Consider the following 21,872-nt stretch of genomic DNA (forward strand, 5'->3'; position numbering starts at 1 on the left):
ATGAAAAGCTGATTAATCCAGCCAGCCCATTTCCTTCATCCAGTCGTCGTTGTAAATTTTTCCAACATATCTGGAACCATGATCGTGAAGAAGAACCACTATCACATCATCTTTCGTGAACTGATCTTTCATCTGTACCAAAGCAGAAATTGCGCTTCCCGCAGAATATCCGCAGAAAATACCTTCTTCTTTAGCCAGTTTTCTTGCATATACTGCTCCGTCCTTATCCGTTACTTTTTCGAAATGATCGATTACAGACATATCATAGTTTTCAGGAAGAATATCTTCGCCAATTCCCTCCGTAATGTAGGTATAAGCATTTCCTAAGTTGATTTCTCCCGTTTCGTGGATCTCTTTTAAAATCGAGCCGTACGTATCTACTCCGATTACCTTAATGTCAGAATTTTTCTCCTTAAAAAATGTTCCGCAGCCTGTAATCGTACCTCCAGTTCCGGCTCCGACAACGAAGTGCGTTAGTTTTCCTTCTGTCTGTTTCCAGATTTCAGGCGCCGTAGACTCGTAATGAGCAGCTCTGTTGGATAAATTGTCGTATTGGTTTACGTACCATCCGTTTTCCGTTTCTTTAGCCAGTCTTTTGGAAACAGAATAGTAAGAACGCGGATCGGTAGGTTTTACATCTGTCGGACAAACGATAACTTCTGCTCCTACAGCGCGAAGAATATCACATTTTTCTTTAGACTGTTTAGAGTTGGTTACAAAAATACATTTGTACCCTTTGATGATCGCGGCAAGAGCCAGTCCCATTCCTGTATTTCCGGATGTTCCTTCGATAATCGTTCCTCCGGGTTTTAATCTTCCATCTTTTTCAGCATCTTCAATCATTTTCAGAGCCATTCTGTCCTTCACAGAGTTCCCCGGATTGAAAGTTTCCACCTTTGCCAAAACCAGTGCCGGAAAATCTTCACCCAAAACTTTATTAAGTTTTACAAGAGGCGTATTTCCGATGGTTTCGAGGATGTTGTTTGCGTATTTCATAAATGTCTTTTAAAGCGTTGCAAAGATACGGCTTTCAGATAATTAATAATTAAAAATGAATAATTAATACTGTTTTCTCAATTTCAACCCCTCAAAACCAACCTTTCCAATCCAAACCCAAACTCTAAAATCCCCTCAAAACCCTCTCACTCTATTTACCTTCTTACGCTCACCCTCTCCAACTCTCCAACTCTCCAACTCTCCAACTCTCCAACTCAATAAGGAGCTGTTTCCCGCTATCCACTGTATCTTTTTTGTTACAGCTTCCTGAACTACGTCCGTAAACCTCCAGTTTATGCTCCAGCCGCAACAAAAAAGGATGTCGTTTCTATCGGGGCTAGGAATTTAGGATTTCAAACAGAATTACACACAAAGAAAATTCCACTCCTTTGGAGGGGTGGCGAAAATTTCAGAAAAATTTTTGACGGGGTGGTCTGAAAAGTATGATTATAAGTCAATGGTGAATTGTCAAAAATTCAATGTCTTGGCTTTATAAAAAAATTCCAGTCTTAAAAAAATTCCATTCACTTACGAAGTAAAATTCACCATTCACTTTTTAATTATACTTAATCGCTTTCACCGGAGAAATCTTACTGATCAGATAACTCGGAATTATTAAAGCCAGTCCTGAAATAATCAGAATTCCGGCAGAAATTGAAATAATGGCAATCGGATTAAGATCTACCGGAACCGTACTTACATAATAATTCTCAGGATTTAAAGTAATTACTCCGAAAATTTTCTGAATCAAAAGCAGTCCGAGACCAATCGCATTTCCGTACAGCAATCCCGGAATCATAATAATTAAAGTATAATTGATAAAAGTGGCTCTGATCTGTGAATTGCTTGCTCCCAAAGTCTTTAAAAGACCGATAGAATTTGTTCTTTCAATAATCAGGATCAGAAGAACCATGATGATATTAATGACCACAACAATCAGCATGATGATGATAATCAGAGCGATATTCGTATCGAAAATACTGATCCAGTCTGTAATTTGAGGATATTTTTCAGTGGCTTTTTCAGCATAATTTTTATAGCCGATGAGTTTCTCAATTTCAGGAAAATCGCTGTCGATATCATTTACATTTTTAAAGAAAATATCCAGTCCGCCGATTTCATCGGGTTTCATATCCTGAATTTTCCGCACATGGTTAATTCCACCCAAAACAAACTGATCGTCGATCATCTTAATATCGGTTTTATAGATTCCTACCACTTCAAATTTTCTGTAAATAGGCTTTTGATCTGCCTTTGAAAATACCGTTACAATGCTGTCCTTCACTTTCAGATGAAGATCATTGGCAATCTTCTGGGAAATAGTAACTCCGTTGTAATAGCCAACTTCCGTAACTTTCGGAGAAGTTCCGGCAACCAGGAATTTTTTAAATCTAAGACTGTCGAAATCTTTTCCTACTCCCTTGAAGATAATTCCGGCAAAATTGTGCTCATTTCGCATGATTCCAGTAACTGTAGCATATTTCTGCACACTTTCCACATCCGGAAGTTCTTTTATTTTCTGGATATTCAGTCCCTGATTATCAAGAACTGAAGTATTGTAGGAGGAGTTTGATCTCGTGGATCTTACAGTAACGTGTCCGCTGAAATCTGCAAGTCTTTCCTTAATCGCTTTCTTAGAACCGAATCCGGTGGAAACGGTAATGAGAGAAACAATAATTCCCAATGCCACAGAAAGTCTGCCGATGAAGATGATAACCCTCGAAAGGTTATTTTTGTTATCTTTGGAAAACGCTATTTTTTTCGAGAAATATAAAGGAAATTTCAAACTTATGAATTTAGATTTCAAAATTAAAAATTTACTTCTTATTTGCCTAATTTTTTTAGGAGTATTCAATCAATATTATTCTCAGGCTCAAGATAAAAAAGATTTTAAAACGGGAGCAGATCAGCCGGAGCTCTATTTGCCTCTGCTGAAAGGAAAAATTGTAGGAGTGGTAACGAACCAGACCGGACTGATGAGCGATAAAACGCACGTTGTGGATTTTTTAGTAAAAAACGGGATCAGAATAAGATCCATCTTCGCGCCGGAACACGGTTTCAGAGGCGATGCAGATGCAGGAGAAAAAGTAAAAAACGGAGTAGACGTGAAAACCGGAATTCCCATCGTATCATTATATGGTAAAAATAAAAAACCGACTCCGGAACAACTGAAAGAAATGGATGTTCTGGTGTTTGATATTCAGGATGTCGGCGTGAGGTTTTACACCTATATTTCAACACTGACCTATCTTATGGAAGCAGCCGCTGAAAATAATATTGAAGTGATTGTTTTAGACAGGCCAAATCCGCATGACGGATATACAGATGGTCCTGTTTTAAAGAAAAAATGGACAAGTTTTGTGGGGATGCATGAAGTTCCGGTTGTATACGGATTGACAATAGGAGAGTACGGAAAAATGGTAAATGGAGAAAAATGGCTGAAAAACGGAGTTCAGGCAAAATACACGTTGATTCCGATGAAAAATTATCATAAAATGTTGCGTTACCAGATTTCAGATAAGCCTTCCCCGAATTTACCCAATGATAAAGCCATCAACTTATACCCAAGTTTATGCTTTTTTGAAGGAACACAGGTTTCCGTGGGAAGAGGAACAGATTTGCCGTTCCAGATTTACGGATCTCCATGGACAAAAAATCTTCCTTATCAGTTTACTCCGAAGCCAAGTGCAGGAGCAAAAGATCCTTTTTTAAACGGAAAATTGTGCTACGGCGAAAACCTTTCAGATTATAGAAAAGACTTAAGAGAACTGAATCTGGACTGGGTAATAAAAGCGTATAAAAACTATAAAAATCCTGATCTGGACTTTTTCCTGAAACCAACCACAGGAAGTAATCTGTGGTTTGATACTTTAGCCGGAACCGATGAGCTGAGAAAACAGATTGTTGCCGGAAAATCAGCTTCGGAAATCAAAGCATCCTGGAAATCAGATTTGGAAAAATTCGAGAAAATCAGAAAGAAATATGTTGTTTACGAAAACTGATGAAATATGAATTGTCAATTGTCAATAGTGAATTCATTTTATTTGTGAATCTAAATTGACAATTGACAATTAAAATTTTTTAATCAAAATTCTGCGGCGGAGTTTTGTCGTCTTTTCCTTTATTCATGATCACAAGACCGATTGACAGACCGATAACGCCCGCTGCCGCAATCATTAAAGCTCTTTCCAGCTTATCTGCCTGATCGTTTCCAAGATAGTTCATCAGAAAAAGAATCCCGAAAGTGATGATGCAGATAATAATATGGTTTTTACCGAATAGTTTCATTGTTTTATTTTAGTTTATAAGAAATCATGACACCGCCTCTGTAAGGAAGAATTTCCCCGCTTTTGTTAAAGCCTTCCGCTACGTCATAACGAGCTCCCGTCGAGCGTACATAGCCTTTATAAAAATCCTGAGAAGTTCCGATTCCTGCATAAATATCCATGTTCCAGTTTTCAGCAAGTTTAAACTGATAGCCCCCTGTAATTCCAACTATGATGGAATAACCTTTTTGATATATATCAGAATATTGGTAGACATTTCCATTTTTCTCATCAATAAAAGTGCCGTCACTCCAGTAATTCCACTTTTGCGCAATAAAGCGGGAACCTGCAATATTTCCTCCGATATACCAATGTTTGAAGGCTTCATCAAAATAATATCTTCCTTCCAGCGAAACGGAGTAATACTGCAATTCATGTCCGGCAAAAGATTTCCACGGAGAAATTAAAACATCGCCCTGTACCGTGAATTTTTTATTTAACTGATGCTCTAATCCTACATTTATAACTCCTACAGGTATTAGCAAAGCATTTCCTTTAAGGTATACACTTTTTTCAGAAGTCGGTTGTGGTTCCTGTTCCTGTGCATTGAGTGTTCCTAAAAAAAACACGGTTAAAATCCCTGCAATCAATCTTATTTTAAGCATTTTATTTTATTTGTTTTAGTAGCTCATCGGCTAAAGTAGAATCTTTCTGAGCCTGTGTTGCCATATTTTTAGACATTTCTGCGTATGTTTTTGCCATTTCTTTATTTCCGGTTAGAAAATAAAGTTTCGCAAGAATATATGTGTTTTCAGAACTTTCGCCTCTCATCACAGATTTTTCAGCCCACTCCGCCGCTTTTTTCAGGGATGATGGGGTTTTTACGTGTTCCGCAAATACCCATGCTGCTTTTAATAATTCATTAGGTTCAAACGCTTCTGAATTTCTGTAATAGGCTAAAGCTGCTTTCTCGTATTCCGGAAAATTCGAATTTTGCTCATAATAGCCAAGTTTTATCTGGTTGAGTTTCAATTCCGCATCATGCTTTCCTACAAGAGGTTCTGCGTTTTTCATGAAGTAATCATCATTGATTTTTTTATTCTGCTGATCGATAGACTGCTCCATAATTTTGCCAAGCTTGATCTGATTGTCAAATTCTTTATACGTTTCTTCCGGTAAAAATTTGATGATTTCAGCTTTTCGGTCTGTAAAAACTTTGTAATTTTTGTCTTCAGTAGATTTTAAGAAAAATAGCAACAGACCAACGTCGTCTTTTGAAAATTCTTCAGTGGCTTTTTTATTTTCAAAATACCTTTCAGATGCCTGTTTGGCAAAATTAAAATCCGAAGAGGAATTGAGTTTCATAATATTGATCAGAAAATCGGGATCTTTTTCACCTTTCGCAAAACGTTCTTTCAGCGAACCTTTTTTGTTGTTAGGAGAATTTACATCCTGCGCCATCGTCAGAAACATACTTTCTTCCATGTAGCCGAAATTCTGGGAAACAAGCTCTCCGTCGCCATTCAGAAAAAGATAAGTAGGATAGGAGCGTACTCCGTATTTTGCCGCAATATCTCTTCCTTCTCCTTTTTCCATATCAAATCTTGCGTTCACAAAATTTGCATTGAAATAATCTCCGACCGATTTCTGTGTAAAAACATTTCTTTCCATCATTTTGCACGGACCGCACCATGAAGCATAGGCATCCAGAAAAACAATCTTTTTTTCTTTTTTTGCCTTTGCAATAAGGTCTTTAAAAGGCAGTTCTTCAAATTTAATGGCTTCCTGAGCAAATGCCGTGATGGCAGAAAATAACAATAAACCGGAGATAATCTTCTTCATTTTTCAAATAAAATTTAAAAAAGCGAAGATACTTAATTTCAACGTAAAGGAGATGCTATTGTGATGGGATTAACTACGATTTAACAATGTGAAATAAAAAATAAAAAAAGTCATCCCAAATGAGATGACTTTAAGTGGTTTCTCCAGGAATCGAACCAGGGACACATGGATTTTCAATCCATTGCTCTACCAACTGAGCTAAGAAACCATTTAATTTTTGCTTCTTTTTTGAAGTGGTGCAAAAGTAATAATAATTATTATTAACCTTGGCAAATTTTATTTAAAACTTTGAAAATAAAACCACCTTTTTACAGGTGGTTTTTTAAGTGGTTTCTCCAGGAATCGAACCAGGGACACATGGATTTTCAATCCATTGCTCTACCAACTGAGCTAAGAAACCATTCTTGTTACTTCGTTGTTTTAAAGTGATGCAAAAGTAGTAAGTTTTAGTATATGAAGCAAGTATTAACAAGACTTTTTTTAACAAAACTTAAAAACCTACTGATTTTCAACTTAATTATTTTCCTGTTCGCGTCTTATCTGTTCGCTCATTTCCTCTAATACAGGCTTAATCGTGCTTTCCGGAAGATCACTTATTCGGATATACATCAGTCCGTCGATCGCATCATTGAAGTTGGGATCTACGTTAAATGCGATAACTTTAGCATTTTGCTTAATGTATTTTTTAATTAAAACAGGCAATCTAAGTTCTGGTTCCAGATCATCAATGATTTTATCCAGCTTGTTCAGATCAGATTCCATTTCTTCGAAAAACAGATGCTTGTCCCTGTCGCGAAGCTTTACTTTGTATTCGTTTCTTGGAGTAATATACTGTGCTACTGCGGAATCATAATAATTCGAACGCATAAACTCGATCATCAGAGATTTGGAAAATTCTGAAAATTTATTGGAAATACTTACACCGCCCATTAAAAATTTATGATCCGGATTTCGTAAACAGACATGCACAATTCCTCTCCATAAAAGAAAAAGCGGAAGCGGCTTCTGCTGGTATTCCTGACAGATGTATGCACGACCCATTTCGATCACTTTTTTGAAAAAAGGATGAATGTCCTGCTCGAATTCAAATAAAGAACTGGTGTAAAAACCTTTGATGCCGGATTTCTTCATCACTTCTTTACCCAAAGCCATTCTGTAAGCTCCTACAAGTTTTTCAGCGGCACTGTCCCAAAGAAAAAGATGATGATAATGTTTGTCGTATTCATCAAGGTCGAACGGCAGATTACTTCCTTCACCCACTGCACGGAAGGTAAGCTCTCGCTGTCTTCCGATTTCCCGCATTATTGAAGGAATTTCTTCGTAAGTGGTAAAATAAACTTCATAATTTCCGTTGCTGAAAAACATCTTATCTGTGCCTTTCAGTTTATTAATGTCTTTTAAAATATCTTCTTTCGGAGTTTCGTCGATGATATTCTGAACGATATTTTCTTCTCTTAGTAAAGGGAATTTTACCGAAAGATTTTTAAGATTGATACTTTGCGCCAAAGATTTTCTCTTTTCGTAGTAAGATTTCATCATATACACCTTACGTTTCAGAAATTCTCCCAGTTCCTCGATGGTTTCCATATCATCCATCGCCTTAACGGTAATAGGTTTTCCGATTCTTATTCTGATCGGTTTTTCCCTGTCGTTCATCATTTCTGCCGGAAGCATCAAGGTCTGCAAATTAGGATGAATTTTCGCTACCTGATAAAAGATCCTGCTGTTTTTTGCATGAAAATACATAGGAACGACCGGCACTTTTGCCATTCTGATGAGCTTTAATGCCGGTTTTTCCCATTCTTTATCCAGAATTTCACCGTAAGGATTGTTCTTATTGGAAACTTCTCCTGCAGGGAAAATTCCTACACAGCCTCCATTTTGCAGGTGCTTTAACGTTTCCCGCATTCCGGAAGAGCTGCTGTATGCTTCTTTTCTGCCTTCAAAAGGGTTTACCGCAATAACGTACGGCTCCATCGGCTTGATCTTTTCCAGAAGGAAATTTCCCATCACCTTAAAATCCGGACGTACTTCTGACAGAACTTTGCACATTAAAATTCCGTCAATCGCGCCAAGCGGATGATTGGATACCAGAATAAACGGTCCCGTTTTCGGAATTTTTGCCAGATCTTCTTCAAAAGCGATATAGCTTAAGTTGCGCTCTCTTACAAATGAGTCGAAAAAGTCTTTGCCTTCCTTGTCTTTTAGTTTGTCGTATAATTTATTTACTTCGTTTATTTTAGCAATGCTCATCACAGCAGATGCTACAGGATTCTTTAAAAATCCTATTTTACTTAAGCCGGAAGCCTTTATCAGATCGTTTTTCGAAATTAAACTCATATTGTGTTTAGTCGCAATTAGTTTTTATTGTGTTACCATTTGAAGCGTATTTTTCGCAATCTGCTCCAATAATACACTTTTTTCCTGGTAAAATTTATCTATGTTCTCTATTTTTGCATTTCTTACGGTAAATAAAGATACATTTTTTATAACTTCTGTTTTAAATACTTTTTGAAGTTCTTCATTTAATTCATCTACGGTATTGAATTTATCTTCAAGACATAAAGCCAATGAAATTGCAGAATTCTGCATCAGGGAAACCTTAATTTTGTACTTGGATAAATATCCGAAAATAAGACTCATATGGTCTTCTGCGATAAATGAAAAGTCTCTTGTGGAAATTTTAAGCAAAGTCTGGTTTTCCTTTAAAATATAAGATTCTTCGCTTTGGTTTTTTTCCGAAGCACCTACTTTTGTTCCTTCCTTTGTAGGATCTACAAAAGATTTTACGTAAAAAGGAATGTTTTTCTGCTGAAGCGGCTGTAATGTTTTCGGGTGAATCACACTTGCTCCGTAATACGCCATTTCAATAGCTTCTTCGTATGAAATATTAGAAAGCAACGTTACATCTTTGAATTTTCTCGGATCTCCCGTCATTACGCCCGGAACGTCTTTCCAGATCGTCATAGCCTCTGCATTTAAGCAATACGCAAAAATCGCGGCAGAATAATCAGAACCCTCTCTTCCTAATGTTACCGTAAAATTGTTATTATCCGAACCGATGAATCCCTGCGTTACGTAGCAGATTTCTTTATTTAAGTTTGAAATAAACTCTTCCGTCTTTGCCCAGTCTACCACACCTTCTCTGTAAGAATTGTCTGTCTTTACATAATCTCTTGCATCTAGCCACTGATTGGTAAACTGAATTTCATTCAAATATTCGCTCACAATTTTCGTAGAAATCATTTCCCCGCAGCTTACCACCTGATCGTAAACAAAATCGTAGTTTGGAGATTTGTTTCTTCTTAAAAAAGAATCAATATCATCAAAAAATAAATTGATTTCCGCAAAAACCGCATGATTTTCGGGAAATAATCCTTCCGCGATCTCAATGTGTTTTCGTTTTATCTTTTCAATTTCAGTTTGATAGTTATCCTTCTTGAAATAAAGTTCTATAACCTTTTCCAACTCATTGGTCGTTTTGCCCATCGCTGAAATTACCAGCAGACATTTGGCAAATCCCTGGCTTTTTAAAACCATGGCTACATTTTTTACACTTTCGGCATCCTTTACCGATGCTCCACCAAACTTGAAAATTTTCATTAAATTGTTAATAATAAAATTGTTAGATAAAATTTGTGGGAATATTTTACGGGTGACAAAATTAGACATTTACAACGAGATATGAAAGAGCAGAATCTTGTCGTAGCCTTAAGATTTTATTAAAATTATCAATAAGCAGAAATTATTCCGATTGCCACAATAAAAAGGGAATGTTAATTCCAGCTTAAGATTTTTTTTAATAGGCTTGTGTCGTTGTATTGTATTGATATACAGTAATTAAGGTCTTTTATTAATTATTCTTTTAAATTGTAATAAATTTTACGAAATTTGGAGAAAACGTAAAAAGCAAAATATGTCAGAGCAACCATTACAGACTTTAGGAGAATTTCTTATTGATAGACAGGATGATTTTCAGTATTCCACGGGAGAGTTTTCCCGTCTCTTGAGTGCAATAAGACTTGCTTCAAAAGTAGTAAACAGAGAAGTAAATAAAGCAGGAATTGTAGACATCGCAGGCGCTGCAGGAAACCAGAATGTACAGGGAGAAGAGCAGCAGAAACTGGATGTAATTGCCAATGAAATTTTTATTACCGCTTTGTCTCAGAGAGAGGTTGTCTGTGGAATCGCTTCCGAAGAAAACGATGATTTCATTGATATTAAATGTGGCGAAAACGGACATTTAAGCAAATATGTGGTGCTGATTGATCCTCTTGACGGTTCTTCGAATATTGATGTAAACGTTTCAGTAGGAACCATTTTCTCAATCTACAGAAGAGTTACAGAGCCCGGAACTCCGGTTCAGTTGGAAGACTTTTTACAGAAAGGCGTTAACCAGATTGCAGCAGGATATGTTATCTATGGATCTTCCACAATGATTGTTTACACCACAGGAAACGGAGTGAACGGATTTACATTAGATCCTTCTCTGGGAACGTATTATCTGTCTCATCCGAATATGACTTTCCCAAAAACAGGGAAAATTTATTCCATTAACGAAGGAAACTATATCAAATTTCCTCAGGGCGTAAAAAATTACCTTAAATATTGCCAGATGGAAGAAGGAGATAGACCATATACTTCAAGATATATTGGTTCGTTGGTAGCAGATTTTCACAGAAATATGCTGAAGGGCGGAATCTATATCTATCCTTCGTATTCGCAGGCTCCGAACGGAAAACTGAGATTGCTGTATGAGTGTAATCCGATGGCATTCCTTGCAGAACAGGCAGGAGGAAAAGCAACAGACGGCTTCAGAAGAATCCTTGAAATTGAACCGACAGAATTGCATCAGAGAATTCCGTTTTTCTGCGGAAGTATTGATATGGTGGAGAAAGCGGAAGAATTTATGCGAATTGACAGTGTAAAATAATGAAAGCAGAATATTCAAGATGTTTACTAGAATTCAAACGCCCGAGTGGAACATCTCGCGGCGTTTTGCTTGAAAAAGAGACCTTTATTCTCGAAATTTCAGAAAATGGAAAAAAAGGAATAGGGGAGTGCGCAATTTTCAGAGGATTAAGTTTTGACGACAGACCGGATTATGAAGGTAAATTAAAATGGCTTTGTGAAAATATTCAGCAGGAAACTGAGTTTTTAAAAGAGGAACTGAAAGAATTTCCTTCCATTTGGTTCGGATACGAACAGGCTGTTCTGAATTTGAAAAATGGTGAAAACCTGTATTTCCCAAGTGATTTTACAGAAGGGAAGACTCCGATCGTCATTAATGGTCTGATCTGGATGGGCGACATCAATTATATGGAAGAGCAGATTCAGGATAAGCTGGAAAAAGGTTTTCACTGCATCAAGCTGAAAATAGGAGTCGACTGGACATCCGAGCATGAGATTCTTCAGAAACTGAGATTAAAATTTTCAAAAGAAAAGCTTGAACTACGCGTTGATGCAAATGGTGGTTTTAATAAAGAGGAAGCAAAAGTCGTTTTACAGCAATTAGCCGATCTACATATTCACTCTATCGAGCAGCCTATAAAAGCAGGAAACTGGAACGATATGGCAGAATTATGTCTTGAAACGCCTACTCCGATTGCTTTGGATGAAGAGCTGATCGGGATTACAGATTTTAATGAAAAAAGAAAATTACTAGAAACCGTAAATCCTCAGTATATCATTTTAAAACCCGCTTTGGCAGGAGGTTTTTCAGGTTCTGATGAATGGATTTCTCTGGCTGAAGAACGCAATATAGGATGGTGGATTACATCAGCACTGGAAAGTAATATCGGGCTGAACGCAATTGCTCAGTATACTTTTACAAAAAAAAGCCCGATGCCGCAAGGATTGGGAACCGGAACTTTATTTGTTAATAATTTCGAATCAAATCTCGATCTGAAAGGAGAATTACTGTGGTTTAAAAATTAGATTTCACAAACAGGATTGTTGTAATGTTCTTCATCCCATGTTCTGCAGCATCTTAATTTAGGATTCCAGTTAAGACAGCCGATGGGAACAATACCTCCTTTGATTGTTTTTAAATCACTCTTCTTAAGTTTTTTTAGATTTTTCATAGAAACATTTTTTTGGTTTTGTAATGTAAATATGAATTTCTTTTTTTTAATGTACAACAACTTTAACTTATATTAACACACATTAAAGTGAATAATATAAGTTAAAGTATATAGAATACATCCAAAGTACATTAGAACTTTGTGTAACTTTCGGAAATTGTTTTGAGATTTTTAATTTGTAGTTTTCAGTCGTATAATCTTAGTGTTTATAAATTAGGTGATTGGCGATTAGATAACATCTTTTACAAAAATCGCTTTCTTAATGTATTCCAAAAATAAAGAAAACTTACTTTTAACCTTTTTCATAATATAAAATGTTAATATTTTTGTGGTAATAAATTTACAATCTTTATGCCAAAAGTCAATGCATAATTTTTATTTTTTTAACATTTTTCTTTAATAAATTGTAAACTGTTGTATAATAGCTGTTTGGAGTTTTTTTTCTTTTATTTTTACTTTTACAGGTATAAATTTCTTTTGTTTTGTTAATTCTTAGAAAGTATTGATGTTATTTTTATTTGAAATTTTAATATCTGCAAAAAATGTAACCCAAAAGAAATGCAAATCCACTATTACTCTTTTGCATTATTATTTCCATAAACCCTCAAAATTTCATAAATTTGCAAATTGCCGTATTATAGAGCAATTAAAAGCGAAATTTAATGGAAGAAGAAAAAAAATCACTCAATTTTATTGAGCAAATTATCGAAGATGATTTGGCAAACGGTCTGGGAAAAGATCAGCTCCGTTTCCGTTTTCCGCCTGAACCAAACGGTTATCTGCATGTAGGTCACACCAAAGCGATCTGCATCAACTTCGGTTTGGGTGAAAAATACAATGCTCCCGTAAACCTTCGTTTCGACGATACGAACCCTGAAAAAGAAGAACAGGAATTTGTAGATTCTATTATGAAAGACGTTGAATGGTTGGGTTTCAAATGGGATAAAGTTTTGTACGCCTCCGATTACTTCCAGCAGCTTTACGATTGGGCAGTTCAGTTAATAAAAGAAGGAAAAGCTTACGTAGATGAGCAGCCTTCTGAAGTGATTACCGAACAGAGAAAAAATCCTGCAGAGCCGGGTGTGGAATCTCCGTTCAGAAACCGTCCTGTTGAAGAATCATTAGATTTATTCGAAAAGATGAAAAACGGCGAATTCGAAAGTGGTTCTATGTCTCTTCGTGCAAAAATCGATATGACTTCACCGAATATGAATATGCGTGATCCTGTGATGTACAGAATTCTGAACAAACCTCACCACAGAACAGGAACCGACTGGAAAATTTATCCGATGTACGACTGGGCGCATGGTGAATCCGATTATATTGAACAAATTTCTCACTCACTGTGTTCTTTAGAGTTTGAAAACCACAGACCTTTATACAACTGGTATTTGGATCAGGTGTACGAAGAAGGAAAAGTGAAAAACAAGCAGAGAGAATTCGCGAGAATGAACGTTTCTTACATGATTACTTCCAAAAGAAAACTACAGAGGCTGATTGCCGAAAATGTAGTAAACGGTTGGGATGATCCGAGAATGCCTACCATTTCCGGAATGAGAAGAAAAGGTTTTACCCCTGCTTCCATCAGGAATTTTATTGAAAAAGTAGGAGTTGCCAAAAGAGAAAATCTTATTGAACTTCAGTTACTGGAATTCTGCGTTCGTGAAGACCTTAATAAAGTCGCAAAACGTGTAATGACGGTTGTGGATCCTGTCAAATTAGTCATTGAAAACTATCCGGAAGGAAAAGAAGAATGGCTGGAAACAGAAAACAATCCTGAACAGGAAAATGCAGGAACAAGAGAAATTCCGTTTTCCAGAGAATTATATATTGAGCGTGAAGACTTTAAAGAAGAAGCAAACAACAAATTCTTCAGACTAAAGTTAGGCGGAGAAGTTCGTCTGAAATCTGCTTACATCATTAAAGGTGAAAGAGTAGAAAAAGACGAAAACGGAAACATTACGACCATTTACGCAACCTACGACGAAAAATCCAAGTCAGGAAGCGGAACAGAAGAAAGTTTAAGAAAAGTAAAAGGAACCATTCATTGGGTATCTGCGAAACACGCAATTCCTGTGGAAGTAAGAAATTACGACAAATTATTCACAGTGGAACAGCCAGATGCAGAGAAAGATGTAGATTTCCTAAACTTTATCAATCCGGATTCTGTAACTACCATTCAGGGATTTGCTGAACCAAGCTTAAAAGATGTGGCAGTTGGAGAACCTCTTCAATTCCAGAGAATTGGCTATTTCACGAAAGATCAGGATTCTACGGATACAAACTTTGTATTCAACAGAACTGTGACGTTAAAAGACTCTTATAAGCCGGAGTAAAAATTCATTGATATTATATAAATGAACAGGGCTTATTTTTAAGCCCTGTTTTTTGTTTTTAACCCTAACGAAACAAAAGTGACCACCAAAAAATGGCGTTATCCGTAAAAAACATTTGCTTCATTAGTGTTTAAAAAAATAATTAAAATTAAAAATTGTGAAACTTATATACTTATACACCAACTCATTCAAAGGGCTTTCAAAAGAAAGCTGGATGCTTGCTTTGGTTATGCTCATCAATCGGGCAGGTTCCATGGTACTTCCTTTTCTGGGAGTTTACATGACCGATCATTTAAAATTCAGTATCGAAAATACTGGAGTTGTACTCAGCTTTTTCGGAATCGGTTCGGTAATTGGTTCTTGGCTGGGCGGATTTATTACAGACAGAATCGGAGAATACAGAGTTCAGTATCTCAGCTTATTGCTCAGTGTGCCTTTATTTTGTATGATTCCTCTATTTAAGACAGAAATAGGAGTGGCGACCATTATTTTGCTGCAAAGCATTGTAAGCGATTCCTTCCGTCCTGCAAACTCGGTTGCCATTACAAAATATGCAAAACCCGAAAACATAACCAGAGCATTTTCCTTAAACCGGATGGCAATTAATTTAGGCTTTTCCATCGGTCCCGCTTTGGGCGGTATTTTATCGGCAATTTCCTACGAATTTTTATTTTTCAGCAATGCTTTTACAGCTTTGGTGGCGGGAATTTTATACATCGTCTTTTTCAGAAAACGAAACATGCTGGCAAAATTAAAAGCCCGAAAAGTACAGGAAGCCATAGAAATTAAAAAAGAAAATTCGCCTTACCGCGATGGTAAATTTCTGGTTTACTGCTTTTTCTGTATGCTTTTTTCAATCTGTTTTTTCCAGTTGTTCAGTACATTGACTATTTTTTACAAAGACACGGCGCATTTAAGTCAGCAAAGTATAGGATATATTTTGGGGTACAGCGGCTTTTTAGTCGTTTTACTCGAAATGGGATTGGTACAGGTTGCCGAAAAATATCTCAGTCTTGCAGTAACAATGCTTTTGGGAACCTTCATCTGCGGATTTGCTTATGCCATGCTTGGTTTTGATTACAGTATCGTGACTTTGGTTGTATCCATGAGCCTTCTCTGCGTAGGAGAAATCTGGGCTTTGCCATTTATGTCAACCATCACAGCATTACGCTCCGGAAAAAACAACAAAGGAGCTTACATGGGCTTGAACGGAATTTCATTCTCCATCGCCTTTATTGTAACCCCTACTTTGGGAACGTTCATCGCCGAAAGATTCGGATTCACCATATTATGGATCGGGACAGGAGTTTTAGCCACAATCATTGCCAGTGCATTTTATTACATTGTTCCGTGGATGATTGGCGACAGAAAACACGCAGAATCTTAAATATTTTGGGCGTGTCCCTCATTCCGGAGCTAAACCTCATAGGTTTTTAAAACCTATGAGGTTTCCCCCTACAATTCGGGTCGGGCTGCTTTGGGGTTCGCTTCGCTTCCGTACTCGTTCGTTCCTCACTCGCACCGGCGTCTTCGCCGCCGCCCGCCGCATCCCTCACGCGAAGGAAAACACACCCTAAGAAATTCAGTCCGTCACAAAAAAATGTTGACAGACTTTTTATTGTAACGGAGTAAGAAACAAATTTGGCTTTAGCCAAAACGCATCATCAATTTCTTCTGAAGCCCAACTCACGGTATTTTAAACAAATCTTCTGCGAATTTATATTTTCCACACAGAAAAGTACAGTTTTTGCTTCCCTTCATTCGATGACAAAACTCTGCTTTCTATTTTCATTATGTTCCGTTTCCCTGCTGTTTTCTCAAAAAAGAGATTCTGCAGCACTGATTTCAGAAGTCAGAATCGATGCCTACAAGAAACCCACAACTTTTATTTCGTCCACAAAGTCGGTTGCTGTGGTTTCAGAAAATCTGCTTAACCAGAATACACCCGAAAGAATGCTCGAATCCATCAATCAGATTGCAGGAGCCAGAATGGAAGAACGTTCTCCCGGAAGTTACAGGATTTCCCTTCGCGGAAGCACTTTGCGGTCGCCTTTTGGCGTTCGGAATGTGAAAGTTTATCTCGACGATTTCATCCTGTCCGATGCTTCGGGAAACACCTATTTTAATGTTATTTCTCCTGAACTCATCAACCGGATGGAAATATATAAAGGTTCTGAAAGCGGAGATTACGGCGCCGTAACGGGCGGAACTGTTTTGCTTCAGACCAGAAAATCAGATCAGATTTCCGCAAATCTGGCAATTGGAAGTTATGGAACCTTTAACCAGAGTTTTGATCTTTCCAAACACATTGGGAAACACTTTTTTCACGTTTTTCAGAACTATTATCAGACCGATTCTTATCGGGAACAGTCAAAGGTTCAGCGAAAGCAGATTTTTGTAAAAGACAATTTTCAATATTCAGAAAATGGATTGCTCAAAGCCATGATTTTGTATGCTGATCTCGATTATCAGACTCCGGGAGGACTTACTTTAGAACAGATGCAGATCAGCAGGAAACAGGCAAGACCGGCAACCAAAACAGTTCCGGGTGCAAAAGAACAGGATGCCGGAATCCGTAATAAAATGATTTTGGCAGGAATTTCAAATGATTATCAGTTCAGTCCGGATTTCTCCCATTTTATGTTGGTTCAGGGTTCTTATGTCGATTTTGAAAATCCGTTTATCACCAATTATGAAAACCGTTTTGAAAAGAATTTTGCACTAAGAACGCATCTCAATTACGAAAAAAAGTGGAATACTGTTTCATTAGCCTACCGATTGGGATTTGAAGGCGGAATTAATGATATTTTGGTCAGAAATTACGATAATAACAGAGGAACAGAAGGAAAGCCACAGAATTTCGATCAGATTAAAAATACTTCAGGATTTTTCTTTCTTTCTCAAAAACTGAATGTCAGCGAAAAATTATTCACCGATATTTCCATCAGTTTAAATTCAAATTCTTACGACTGGAACCGGATATATCCCCGAAATGAAGAAGGAAAAATTCATTTTAAAAATCAATGGCTGCCTAATTTTGGGTTTACCTATCTTTTTGGAAAAGGTTTTTCTGTGCGCGGAAAAATAGGGAAGGGGAATTCTGCACCGACGAATGAAGAAATCCGCTCTTCGAATCAGCAGTTTAATACAAATTTAAAACCCGAATTCGGCTGGAACAAGGAAATCGGGATTCGAAAACAATTCGGCAACTATATTTTTGTAGAAGGAAGTTATTTTGATTTCCGGATGAAAGATGCAATTGTGAGAAGGCAGAACGAAGCCGGACAGGAATACTTCGTCAATTCCGGAGAAACCGTTCAAAAAGGAGTTGAAATTTTAATGGAATCGAAGAATTTCAATCTGAAAAACAACTTTTTAAGCCATTTCAGATTCAGGTTTTCAGGAAGCTTTTACGATTTTACATTTAAAAATTATCAGCAGAACGTAAATAATTTTTCAGGAAATGAAATCACCGGAGTTCCCAAAACAACAATTAACAGCTTGCTGAATTTTACGTTTTTCAGAAAACTTTCGGTAGATTATTCCCATTTTTACACGTCAAAAATTCCTTTGAATGATGCCAATTCAGTATGGTCGGAACCAAGTTTGGTTGGGAATATTCAATTCAGATTTCCTGTACATTTTGAAAAAACGAGAGTCAGTTTATATCTTCAGATTCAAAACTTATACAATGAAGAGTATGTTTTAGGCTTCGATATTAATGCATTCGGAAACCGTTATTACAATCCGGCTGCCAAAAGAAATTTTGTATTGGGGATGAAGGTTGATTTTTAATGTCATTGCGAGAAGCGAAGCGACGAAGCAATCTCATGTTATTGTCAGCAATTTGTAATCATTAAAAAAACTTTGGATTCTTTACTGAGTGAAAAGTTTATACTGAGCTTGTCTAAAACTAAATATATGATTAATTAAAGATAAACAATAAAAATAGATAAAGATTGCTTCGTCACGTTGTTCCTCGCAATGACATTATTTCGAAAGTATGTTTTTCACAATCATTTCCGCATGAATTCTGGAATTTTCAATAAACCAGAGATGTGTATCTTTTCCTCCGCAAACTACACCCGCCAAATATAAATTCGGAACATTGGTTTCCATGGTTTCAGGATGATAAAGCGGGTTCAGACAATCGCCCTGCAATTCAATTCCAGAATTTTTTAAAAAATCAAAATCAGGAAGATAGCCGGTCATTGCAAGAACAAAATCATTTTCAATTTCCTGCAATTCATCTTTTTCATTTTTAAAAACAACGGAATGTTGTTTAATTTCCATCAATTCGGCATTGAAATGAGCAGCAATACTTCCTTCCGCAATTCTGTTTTCAATATCAGGTTTCACCCAGTATTTTACACTTTTTGAAATCTCGGAATGTCGGATAATCATGGTGACTTCCGCGCCTTTTCTGTAAGTTTCCAAAGCAGCATCGACCGCCGAATTGCTCGAACCTACCACAACGATTTTCTGTTTTGCGTAAGGATAAGGTTCTGTATAATAATGTCTTACTTTAGCTAAATCTTCTCCGGGAATATTCATCAGATTCGGAATATCATAAAAACCCGTTGAAATAATGACGTTTTTCGCGGAATATTTTCCTTTCGAAGTTTCAATGATGAAAATTTCATTCTCTTTGGAAACTTTTTCTACCTTTTCATATAAATTGATGTTGATATTCCGCTGTCTCGCAATTCCCTGATAATATTCCAAAGCTTCTTGTCTTCCGGGTTTTGGCGCAGTTGAAATAAAGGGAATTCCATCGATTTCCAGTTTTTCAGCAGTTGAGAAAAACCGCATATACAAAGGATAATTGTACAGAGAATTAACGATGGTTCCTTTTTCGATAACCCGATAAGAAAGATTATTTTTCTGCGCTTCCAGTGCACAGTTCAGCCCGATCGGTCCGCCTCCGATGATAAGAATATCTAAAATTTCCATACAGCAAATGTAAGGAAAACCCATCAACAAAGGCTTTTTCAGTAAAAGCAAAAAACTATTCTTTTCATAATGACCATCTATTCGAAAAATATGAAATTCCTTCAATAGTAAACTTTCAAAACGATTCTAAAAGCATGGCATTTATTTTGGTAAATGATAATCAGAAATTAAAAACATGAAAAAAATAATTATTTCCTTGCTGGCTTTATCTGCGGTTGCGTGTAAGAAGAACCCTGAAAAATTCGTTAATGATGAGGTTAATGCTAAAGGCAAAACCATTACGGATAGTACAGTCATCAGTAGAACGGAAATTACCAAAGATCAGGCTTTAAAAAAAATCAATGAGGACATTATACAGGCTTTAAAGGATAAAAACTTTAAGAAGTTTGCGGAATTTATTCACCCTGAAAAAGGAGTTCGTTTTTCGATGTACGCTTTTGTGAATCCAAAAGAAGACAAAAAATTTTCAAAAGCAGATTTTATCAGATATCAACCTACCAGAACACTTTTTACTTGGGGAACAATGGACGGTTCCGGAGATCTGTACAGAGCGACTATCCATGATTATTTATCAGACTGGGTGTACTCCAAAGATTTTGCGACAGCGCAGGTTTCTTTAAATGAGTTTCAGGGAAAAGGCAATTCTCTGAATAATGTAAAGGAAATTTATCCAAATGCAGATTTTACGGAAAATTTCATGAAAGGCTCAGAAGCCAACTCCGGAATGGACTGGAAATGCCTTCGTCTGATTTTTGAAGAATTTCAGGGAACGTATTATCTTATTGGTGTTGTTAACGATCAGTGGACGATTTAGAATAAATTAAAAAAATTGCAATGTTGTGAAAGCTCAGTGTAATATTTAAACAATGTATCATTGTTAAAAGTAATTTTCATTCAGAAAGAAGTTTGACGATCCTATGTCATTCTGACGAAGGAAGAATCTTATAAATGGTTGTTTTATAAGTAACTGAATTGTTAATAACTTATTCCGGTAGAGACCCTTCGACAAGCTCAGGGTGACATCTCTAATACTAACATAATGTGATGTCAATACAGTACTTTAATATGTAAAATCTTCGTGATTATAAAATTTCCGCTAATTTTTTAGTTAAATTTTTTCTTGAAAACTGTTCAATATTCTGAGTGTTTTCCGAAAGATTTCCTTCTTTCCAAAGTTCAAATTTTTCTAAAATAAACTCTTTAATTTTCCCGGAATCATCATAACTGAAATGTTTTCCGGCCTGTGTTTCATTTAAAATTTTCGAAACATCCGCATCTTTAGGACCAAAAGAAATGATTTGCTTTCCTGTTGCCAGATATTCAAATATTTTTCCGGGGATGATTCCTTTGGAAGAATCGTTCGGAAAGTTGGTGATGAGCAGTATTTCCGAAGTCTGCATTTCTTCAATCGCTTTGTCGTGGGAAAGATATCCTAAATTCAGAATATGATTTTTCAGGTTTGAATGTTCTATTGAATTCAGAATTTTATCATCAATTCTTCCTGCAAACTTCAAGGTAAATTTTTCAGCAAATTCAGCATTTTCTGTAACCAGATTATTCAGAGCTTTCCAGAGATTTTCAGGGTTTCTCAACTGTTCCAGAACTCCGATATAACTTAATGTGAATTTTGTTTGAGTGTCGGAGGATTTAAGTGTTTGATTGTTTGAGTCTGACTCGTCAAAACCATTCGTAATACAAATTGCATTGGCTCCGTTTTTACGAAAATTTTCAGCATCGGTGTAACTTGTTGCTAACGTAATATCTGCATTTCTGAAAACTTCGCTTTCCAGTTGACGGTGCTTTTGATCGGAACTTTTGGTCAGTTTTAAGTGTTTGTAATAAGAGATTTCTGTCCACGGATCACGGAAATCGGCAATCCATTTCAGGTTGGGAAGTTTCTTTTTTAAATTTAAACCAATTAAATGTAAAGAATGGGGCGGTCCCGAAGTTACCACAACCTCAATCTGATTCTCTTTTAAATATTGTTCCAGAAATTTCACGGAAGGTTTTACCCAGAAAACTCTCGCATCGGGAATGAAAAAATTGCCTCTCACCCAAATCGAAAGCTTAGATTTCCAGCTTTGGTTTTTACCGACATCAAACTGTCCCGCTTTAAATTTTTTGTTGCTTTTGTTCAGTTTTTCAGCCAGTTGATAAGGTTCCCAGATTTTTGTTTTTACAATGTCTAAATCTTTCGGAACATCTTTCATCAAACTTTCATCCAGCAAAGGATAACTCGGGTTTTCCGGTGTATAAATCACAGGTTTCCATCCGAATTCTGGTAAATATTTTGCAAATTTCAGCCATCTCTGCACACCGGGACCTCCTGCAGGAGGCCAGTAATAGGTGATGATGAGTATTTTTTTTGGTTCCATTAATAATGAATTCTGTTGTCA

Annotated in this window: 17 protein-coding genes and 2 tRNA genes; 7 read left to right on the plus strand and 12 right to left on the minus strand. The window is 36.6% G+C overall.

Going from position 1 to position 21,872, the window contains the following annotated elements; genetic code table 11:
- Nucleotides 1–12 precede the first annotated feature (12 nt).
- Together B0E34_RS10950 and B0E34_RS10955 are read right to left on the minus strand one after the other, a co-directional pair.
- Entirely contained in the window at nucleotides 13–996 is a 984-nt protein-coding gene (locus tag B0E34_RS10950) for a PLP-dependent cysteine synthase family protein (protein ID WP_087709425.1), read from the minus strand.
- A gap of 556 nt (nucleotides 997–1,552) precedes the next feature.
- The gene (locus tag B0E34_RS10955; RefSeq protein ID WP_087709556.1) at nucleotides 1,553–2,782 is read right to left on the minus strand and encodes an ABC transporter permease; all 1,230 of its coding nucleotides are present in this window, start codon (nucleotides 2,780–2,782) and stop codon (nucleotides 1,553–1,555) included.
- A 4-nt stretch (nucleotides 2,783–2,786) separates the two neighbouring features.
- Here B0E34_RS10955 and B0E34_RS10960 point away from each other — a divergent pair, with 4 nt between their 5' ends.
- The gene (locus tag B0E34_RS10960) at nucleotides 2,787–3,998 is read left to right on the plus strand and encodes an exo-beta-N-acetylmuramidase NamZ family protein (RefSeq protein WP_087709426.1); all 1,212 of its coding nucleotides are present in this window, start codon (nucleotides 2,787–2,789) and stop codon (nucleotides 3,996–3,998) included.
- A 79-nt stretch (nucleotides 3,999–4,077) separates the two neighbouring features.
- Here B0E34_RS10960 and B0E34_RS10965 read toward each other — a convergent pair whose 3' ends face one another.
- The 7 genes from B0E34_RS10965 to B0E34_RS10995 form a co-directional block, all read right to left on the minus strand.
- Entirely contained in the window at nucleotides 4,078–4,284 is a 207-nt protein-coding gene (locus tag B0E34_RS10965) for a hypothetical protein (RefSeq protein ID WP_076392260.1), read from the minus strand.
- 4 nt (nucleotides 4,285–4,288) lie between these two features.
- Nucleotides 4,289–4,927: a DUF3575 domain-containing protein gene (locus tag B0E34_RS10970; protein ID WP_087709428.1), complete on the minus strand. Its 639-nt coding sequence runs from the start codon at nucleotides 4,925–4,927 to the stop codon at nucleotides 4,289–4,291.
- A gap of 1 nt (nucleotide 4,928) precedes the next feature.
- Nucleotides 4,929–6,104 carry a thioredoxin family protein gene (locus B0E34_RS10975; RefSeq protein WP_087709430.1) on the minus strand — a complete coding sequence of 392 codons (1,176 nt, stop codon included), beginning with the start codon at nucleotides 6,102–6,104 and terminating at the stop codon, nucleotides 4,929–4,931.
- Nucleotides 6,105–6,239: 135 nt separating this feature from the next.
- Nucleotides 6,240–6,312 (minus strand) — tRNA-Phe (locus B0E34_RS10980).
- A gap of 119 nt (nucleotides 6,313–6,431) precedes the next feature.
- Nucleotides 6,432–6,504 (minus strand) — tRNA-Phe (locus B0E34_RS10985).
- Between the two features lie 113 nt (nucleotides 6,505–6,617).
- Nucleotides 6,618–8,444: a bifunctional lysophospholipid acyltransferase family protein/GNAT family N-acetyltransferase gene (locus B0E34_RS10990; protein WP_087709432.1), complete on the minus strand. Its 1,827-nt coding sequence runs from the start codon at nucleotides 8,442–8,444 to the stop codon at nucleotides 6,618–6,620.
- A 24-nt stretch (nucleotides 8,445–8,468) separates the two neighbouring features.
- Nucleotides 8,469–9,707 carry an aspartate kinase gene (locus B0E34_RS10995; RefSeq protein WP_087709434.1) on the minus strand — a complete coding sequence of 413 codons (1,239 nt, stop codon included), beginning with the start codon at nucleotides 9,705–9,707 and terminating at the stop codon, nucleotides 8,469–8,471.
- A gap of 313 nt (nucleotides 9,708–10,020) precedes the next feature.
- On the opposite strand from B0E34_RS10995, the gene fbp reads away from it, so the two are divergent.
- On the plus strand, nucleotides 10,021–11,037 hold the full coding sequence (gene fbp, locus B0E34_RS11000) for a class 1 fructose-bisphosphatase (RefSeq protein WP_076392274.1): 1,017 nt from the start codon (nucleotides 10,021–10,023) through the stop codon (nucleotides 11,035–11,037).
- Complete coding sequence (locus tag B0E34_RS11005; protein ID WP_087709436.1) at nucleotides 11,037–12,041, plus strand: o-succinylbenzoate synthase; 1,005 nt, start codon at nucleotides 11,037–11,039, stop codon at nucleotides 12,039–12,041. The genes fbp and B0E34_RS11005 overlap by 1 nt, the downstream gene beginning before the upstream one ends.
- Here B0E34_RS11005 and B0E34_RS21325 read toward each other — a convergent pair.
- Entirely contained in the window at nucleotides 12,038–12,187 is a 150-nt protein-coding gene (locus tag B0E34_RS21325; protein ID WP_157967241.1) for a bacteriocin-like protein, read from the minus strand. The two genes, B0E34_RS11005 and B0E34_RS21325, sit on opposite strands and share 4 nt — an antisense overlap.
- A gap of 662 nt (nucleotides 12,188–12,849) precedes the next feature.
- On the opposite strand from B0E34_RS21325, the gene B0E34_RS11010 reads away from it, so the two are divergent.
- The 3 genes from B0E34_RS11010 to B0E34_RS11020 all read left to right on the plus strand — a co-directional run bounded on the left by B0E34_RS11010 (nucleotide 12,850) and on the right by B0E34_RS11020 (nucleotide 18,318).
- On the plus strand, nucleotides 12,850–14,523 hold the full coding sequence (locus tag B0E34_RS11010) for a glutamine--tRNA ligase/YqeY domain fusion protein (RefSeq protein WP_087709437.1): 1,674 nt from the start codon (nucleotides 12,850–12,852) through the stop codon (nucleotides 14,521–14,523).
- 154 nt (nucleotides 14,524–14,677) lie between these two features.
- A complete protein-coding gene (locus B0E34_RS11015; RefSeq protein WP_371263850.1) occupies nucleotides 14,678–15,910 on the plus strand; it encodes an MFS transporter in 1,233 nt (410 codons plus the stop codon).
- A gap of 254 nt (nucleotides 15,911–16,164) precedes the next feature.
- Nucleotides 16,165–18,318 (plus strand): TonB-dependent receptor, encoded by a 2,154-nt coding sequence (locus B0E34_RS11020; RefSeq protein ID WP_228423061.1) that lies wholly within the window; start codon nucleotides 16,165–16,167, stop codon nucleotides 18,316–18,318.
- Between the two features lie 195 nt (nucleotides 18,319–18,513).
- On the opposite strand, the gene B0E34_RS11025 is transcribed toward B0E34_RS11020, so the two are convergent.
- The gene (locus tag B0E34_RS11025; protein ID WP_087709559.1) at nucleotides 18,514–19,476 is read right to left on the minus strand and encodes a YpdA family putative bacillithiol disulfide reductase; all 963 of its coding nucleotides are present in this window, start codon (nucleotides 19,474–19,476) and stop codon (nucleotides 18,514–18,516) included.
- A 175-nt stretch (nucleotides 19,477–19,651) separates the two neighbouring features.
- On the opposite strand from B0E34_RS11025, the gene B0E34_RS11030 reads away from it, so the two are divergent.
- Nucleotides 19,652–20,290, plus strand: a complete 639-nt coding sequence (locus tag B0E34_RS11030) for a hypothetical protein (protein WP_087709441.1) — start codon at nucleotides 19,652–19,654, stop codon at nucleotides 20,288–20,290.
- 268 nt (nucleotides 20,291–20,558) lie between these two features.
- Here B0E34_RS11030 and B0E34_RS11035 read toward each other — a convergent pair whose 3' ends face one another.
- Nucleotides 20,559–21,851 (minus strand): glycosyltransferase family protein, encoded by a 1,293-nt coding sequence (locus tag B0E34_RS11035; protein WP_087709443.1) that lies wholly within the window; start codon nucleotides 21,849–21,851, stop codon nucleotides 20,559–20,561.
- Nucleotides 21,852–21,872 lie beyond the last annotated feature (21 nt).

The sequence above is a fragment of the Chryseobacterium mucoviscidosis genome (assembly GCF_002177115.1).
Classification (GTDB): Bacteria; Bacteroidota; Bacteroidia; order Flavobacteriales; family Weeksellaceae; genus Chryseobacterium; species Chryseobacterium mucoviscidosis.

What these genes read in the sequence shown, in the direction of transcription:
- B0E34_RS21325 (WP_157967241.1), bottom strand. Translation starts at nt 12,187, where the DNA reads ATGAAAAATCTAAAAAAACTTAAGAAGAGTGATTTAAAAACAATCAAA.
- B0E34_RS10990 (WP_087709432.1), bottom strand. Translation starts at nt 8,444, where the DNA reads ATGAGTTTAATTTCGAAAAACGATCTGATAAAGGCTTCCGGCTTAAGT.
- B0E34_RS11010 (WP_087709437.1), top strand. Translation starts at nt 12,850, where the DNA reads ATGGAAGAAGAAAAAAAATCACTCAATTTTATTGAGCAAATTATCGAA.
- B0E34_RS10975 (WP_087709430.1), bottom strand. Translation starts at nt 6,104, where the DNA reads ATGAAGAAGATTATCTCCGGTTTATTGTTATTTTCTGCCATCACGGCA.
- B0E34_RS10995 (WP_087709434.1), bottom strand. Translation starts at nt 9,707, where the DNA reads ATGAAAATTTTCAAGTTTGGTGGAGCATCGGTAAAGGATGCCGAAAGT.
- fbp (WP_076392274.1), top strand. Translation starts at nt 10,021, where the DNA reads ATGTCAGAGCAACCATTACAGACTTTAGGAGAATTTCTTATTGATAGA.
- B0E34_RS10965 (WP_076392260.1), bottom strand. Translation starts at nt 4,284, where the DNA reads ATGAAACTATTCGGTAAAAACCATATTATTATCTGCATCATCACTTTC.
- B0E34_RS10960 (WP_087709426.1), top strand. Translation starts at nt 2,787, where the DNA reads ATGAATTTAGATTTCAAAATTAAAAATTTACTTCTTATTTGCCTAATT.
- B0E34_RS11030 (WP_087709441.1), top strand. Translation starts at nt 19,652, where the DNA reads ATGAAAAAAATAATTATTTCCTTGCTGGCTTTATCTGCGGTTGCGTGT.
- B0E34_RS11035 (WP_087709443.1), bottom strand. Translation starts at nt 21,851, where the DNA reads ATGGAACCAAAAAAAATACTCATCATCACCTATTACTGGCCTCCTGCA.
- B0E34_RS11025 (WP_087709559.1), bottom strand. Translation starts at nt 19,476, where the DNA reads ATGGAAATTTTAGATATTCTTATCATCGGAGGCGGACCGATCGGGCTG.
- B0E34_RS11005 (WP_087709436.1), top strand. Translation starts at nt 11,037, where the DNA reads ATGAAAGCAGAATATTCAAGATGTTTACTAGAATTCAAACGCCCGAGT.
- B0E34_RS10950 (WP_087709425.1), bottom strand. Translation starts at nt 996, where the DNA reads ATGAAATACGCAAACAACATCCTCGAAACCATCGGAAATACGCCTCTT.
- B0E34_RS10970 (WP_087709428.1), bottom strand. Translation starts at nt 4,927, where the DNA reads ATGCTTAAAATAAGATTGATTGCAGGGATTTTAACCGTGTTTTTTTTA.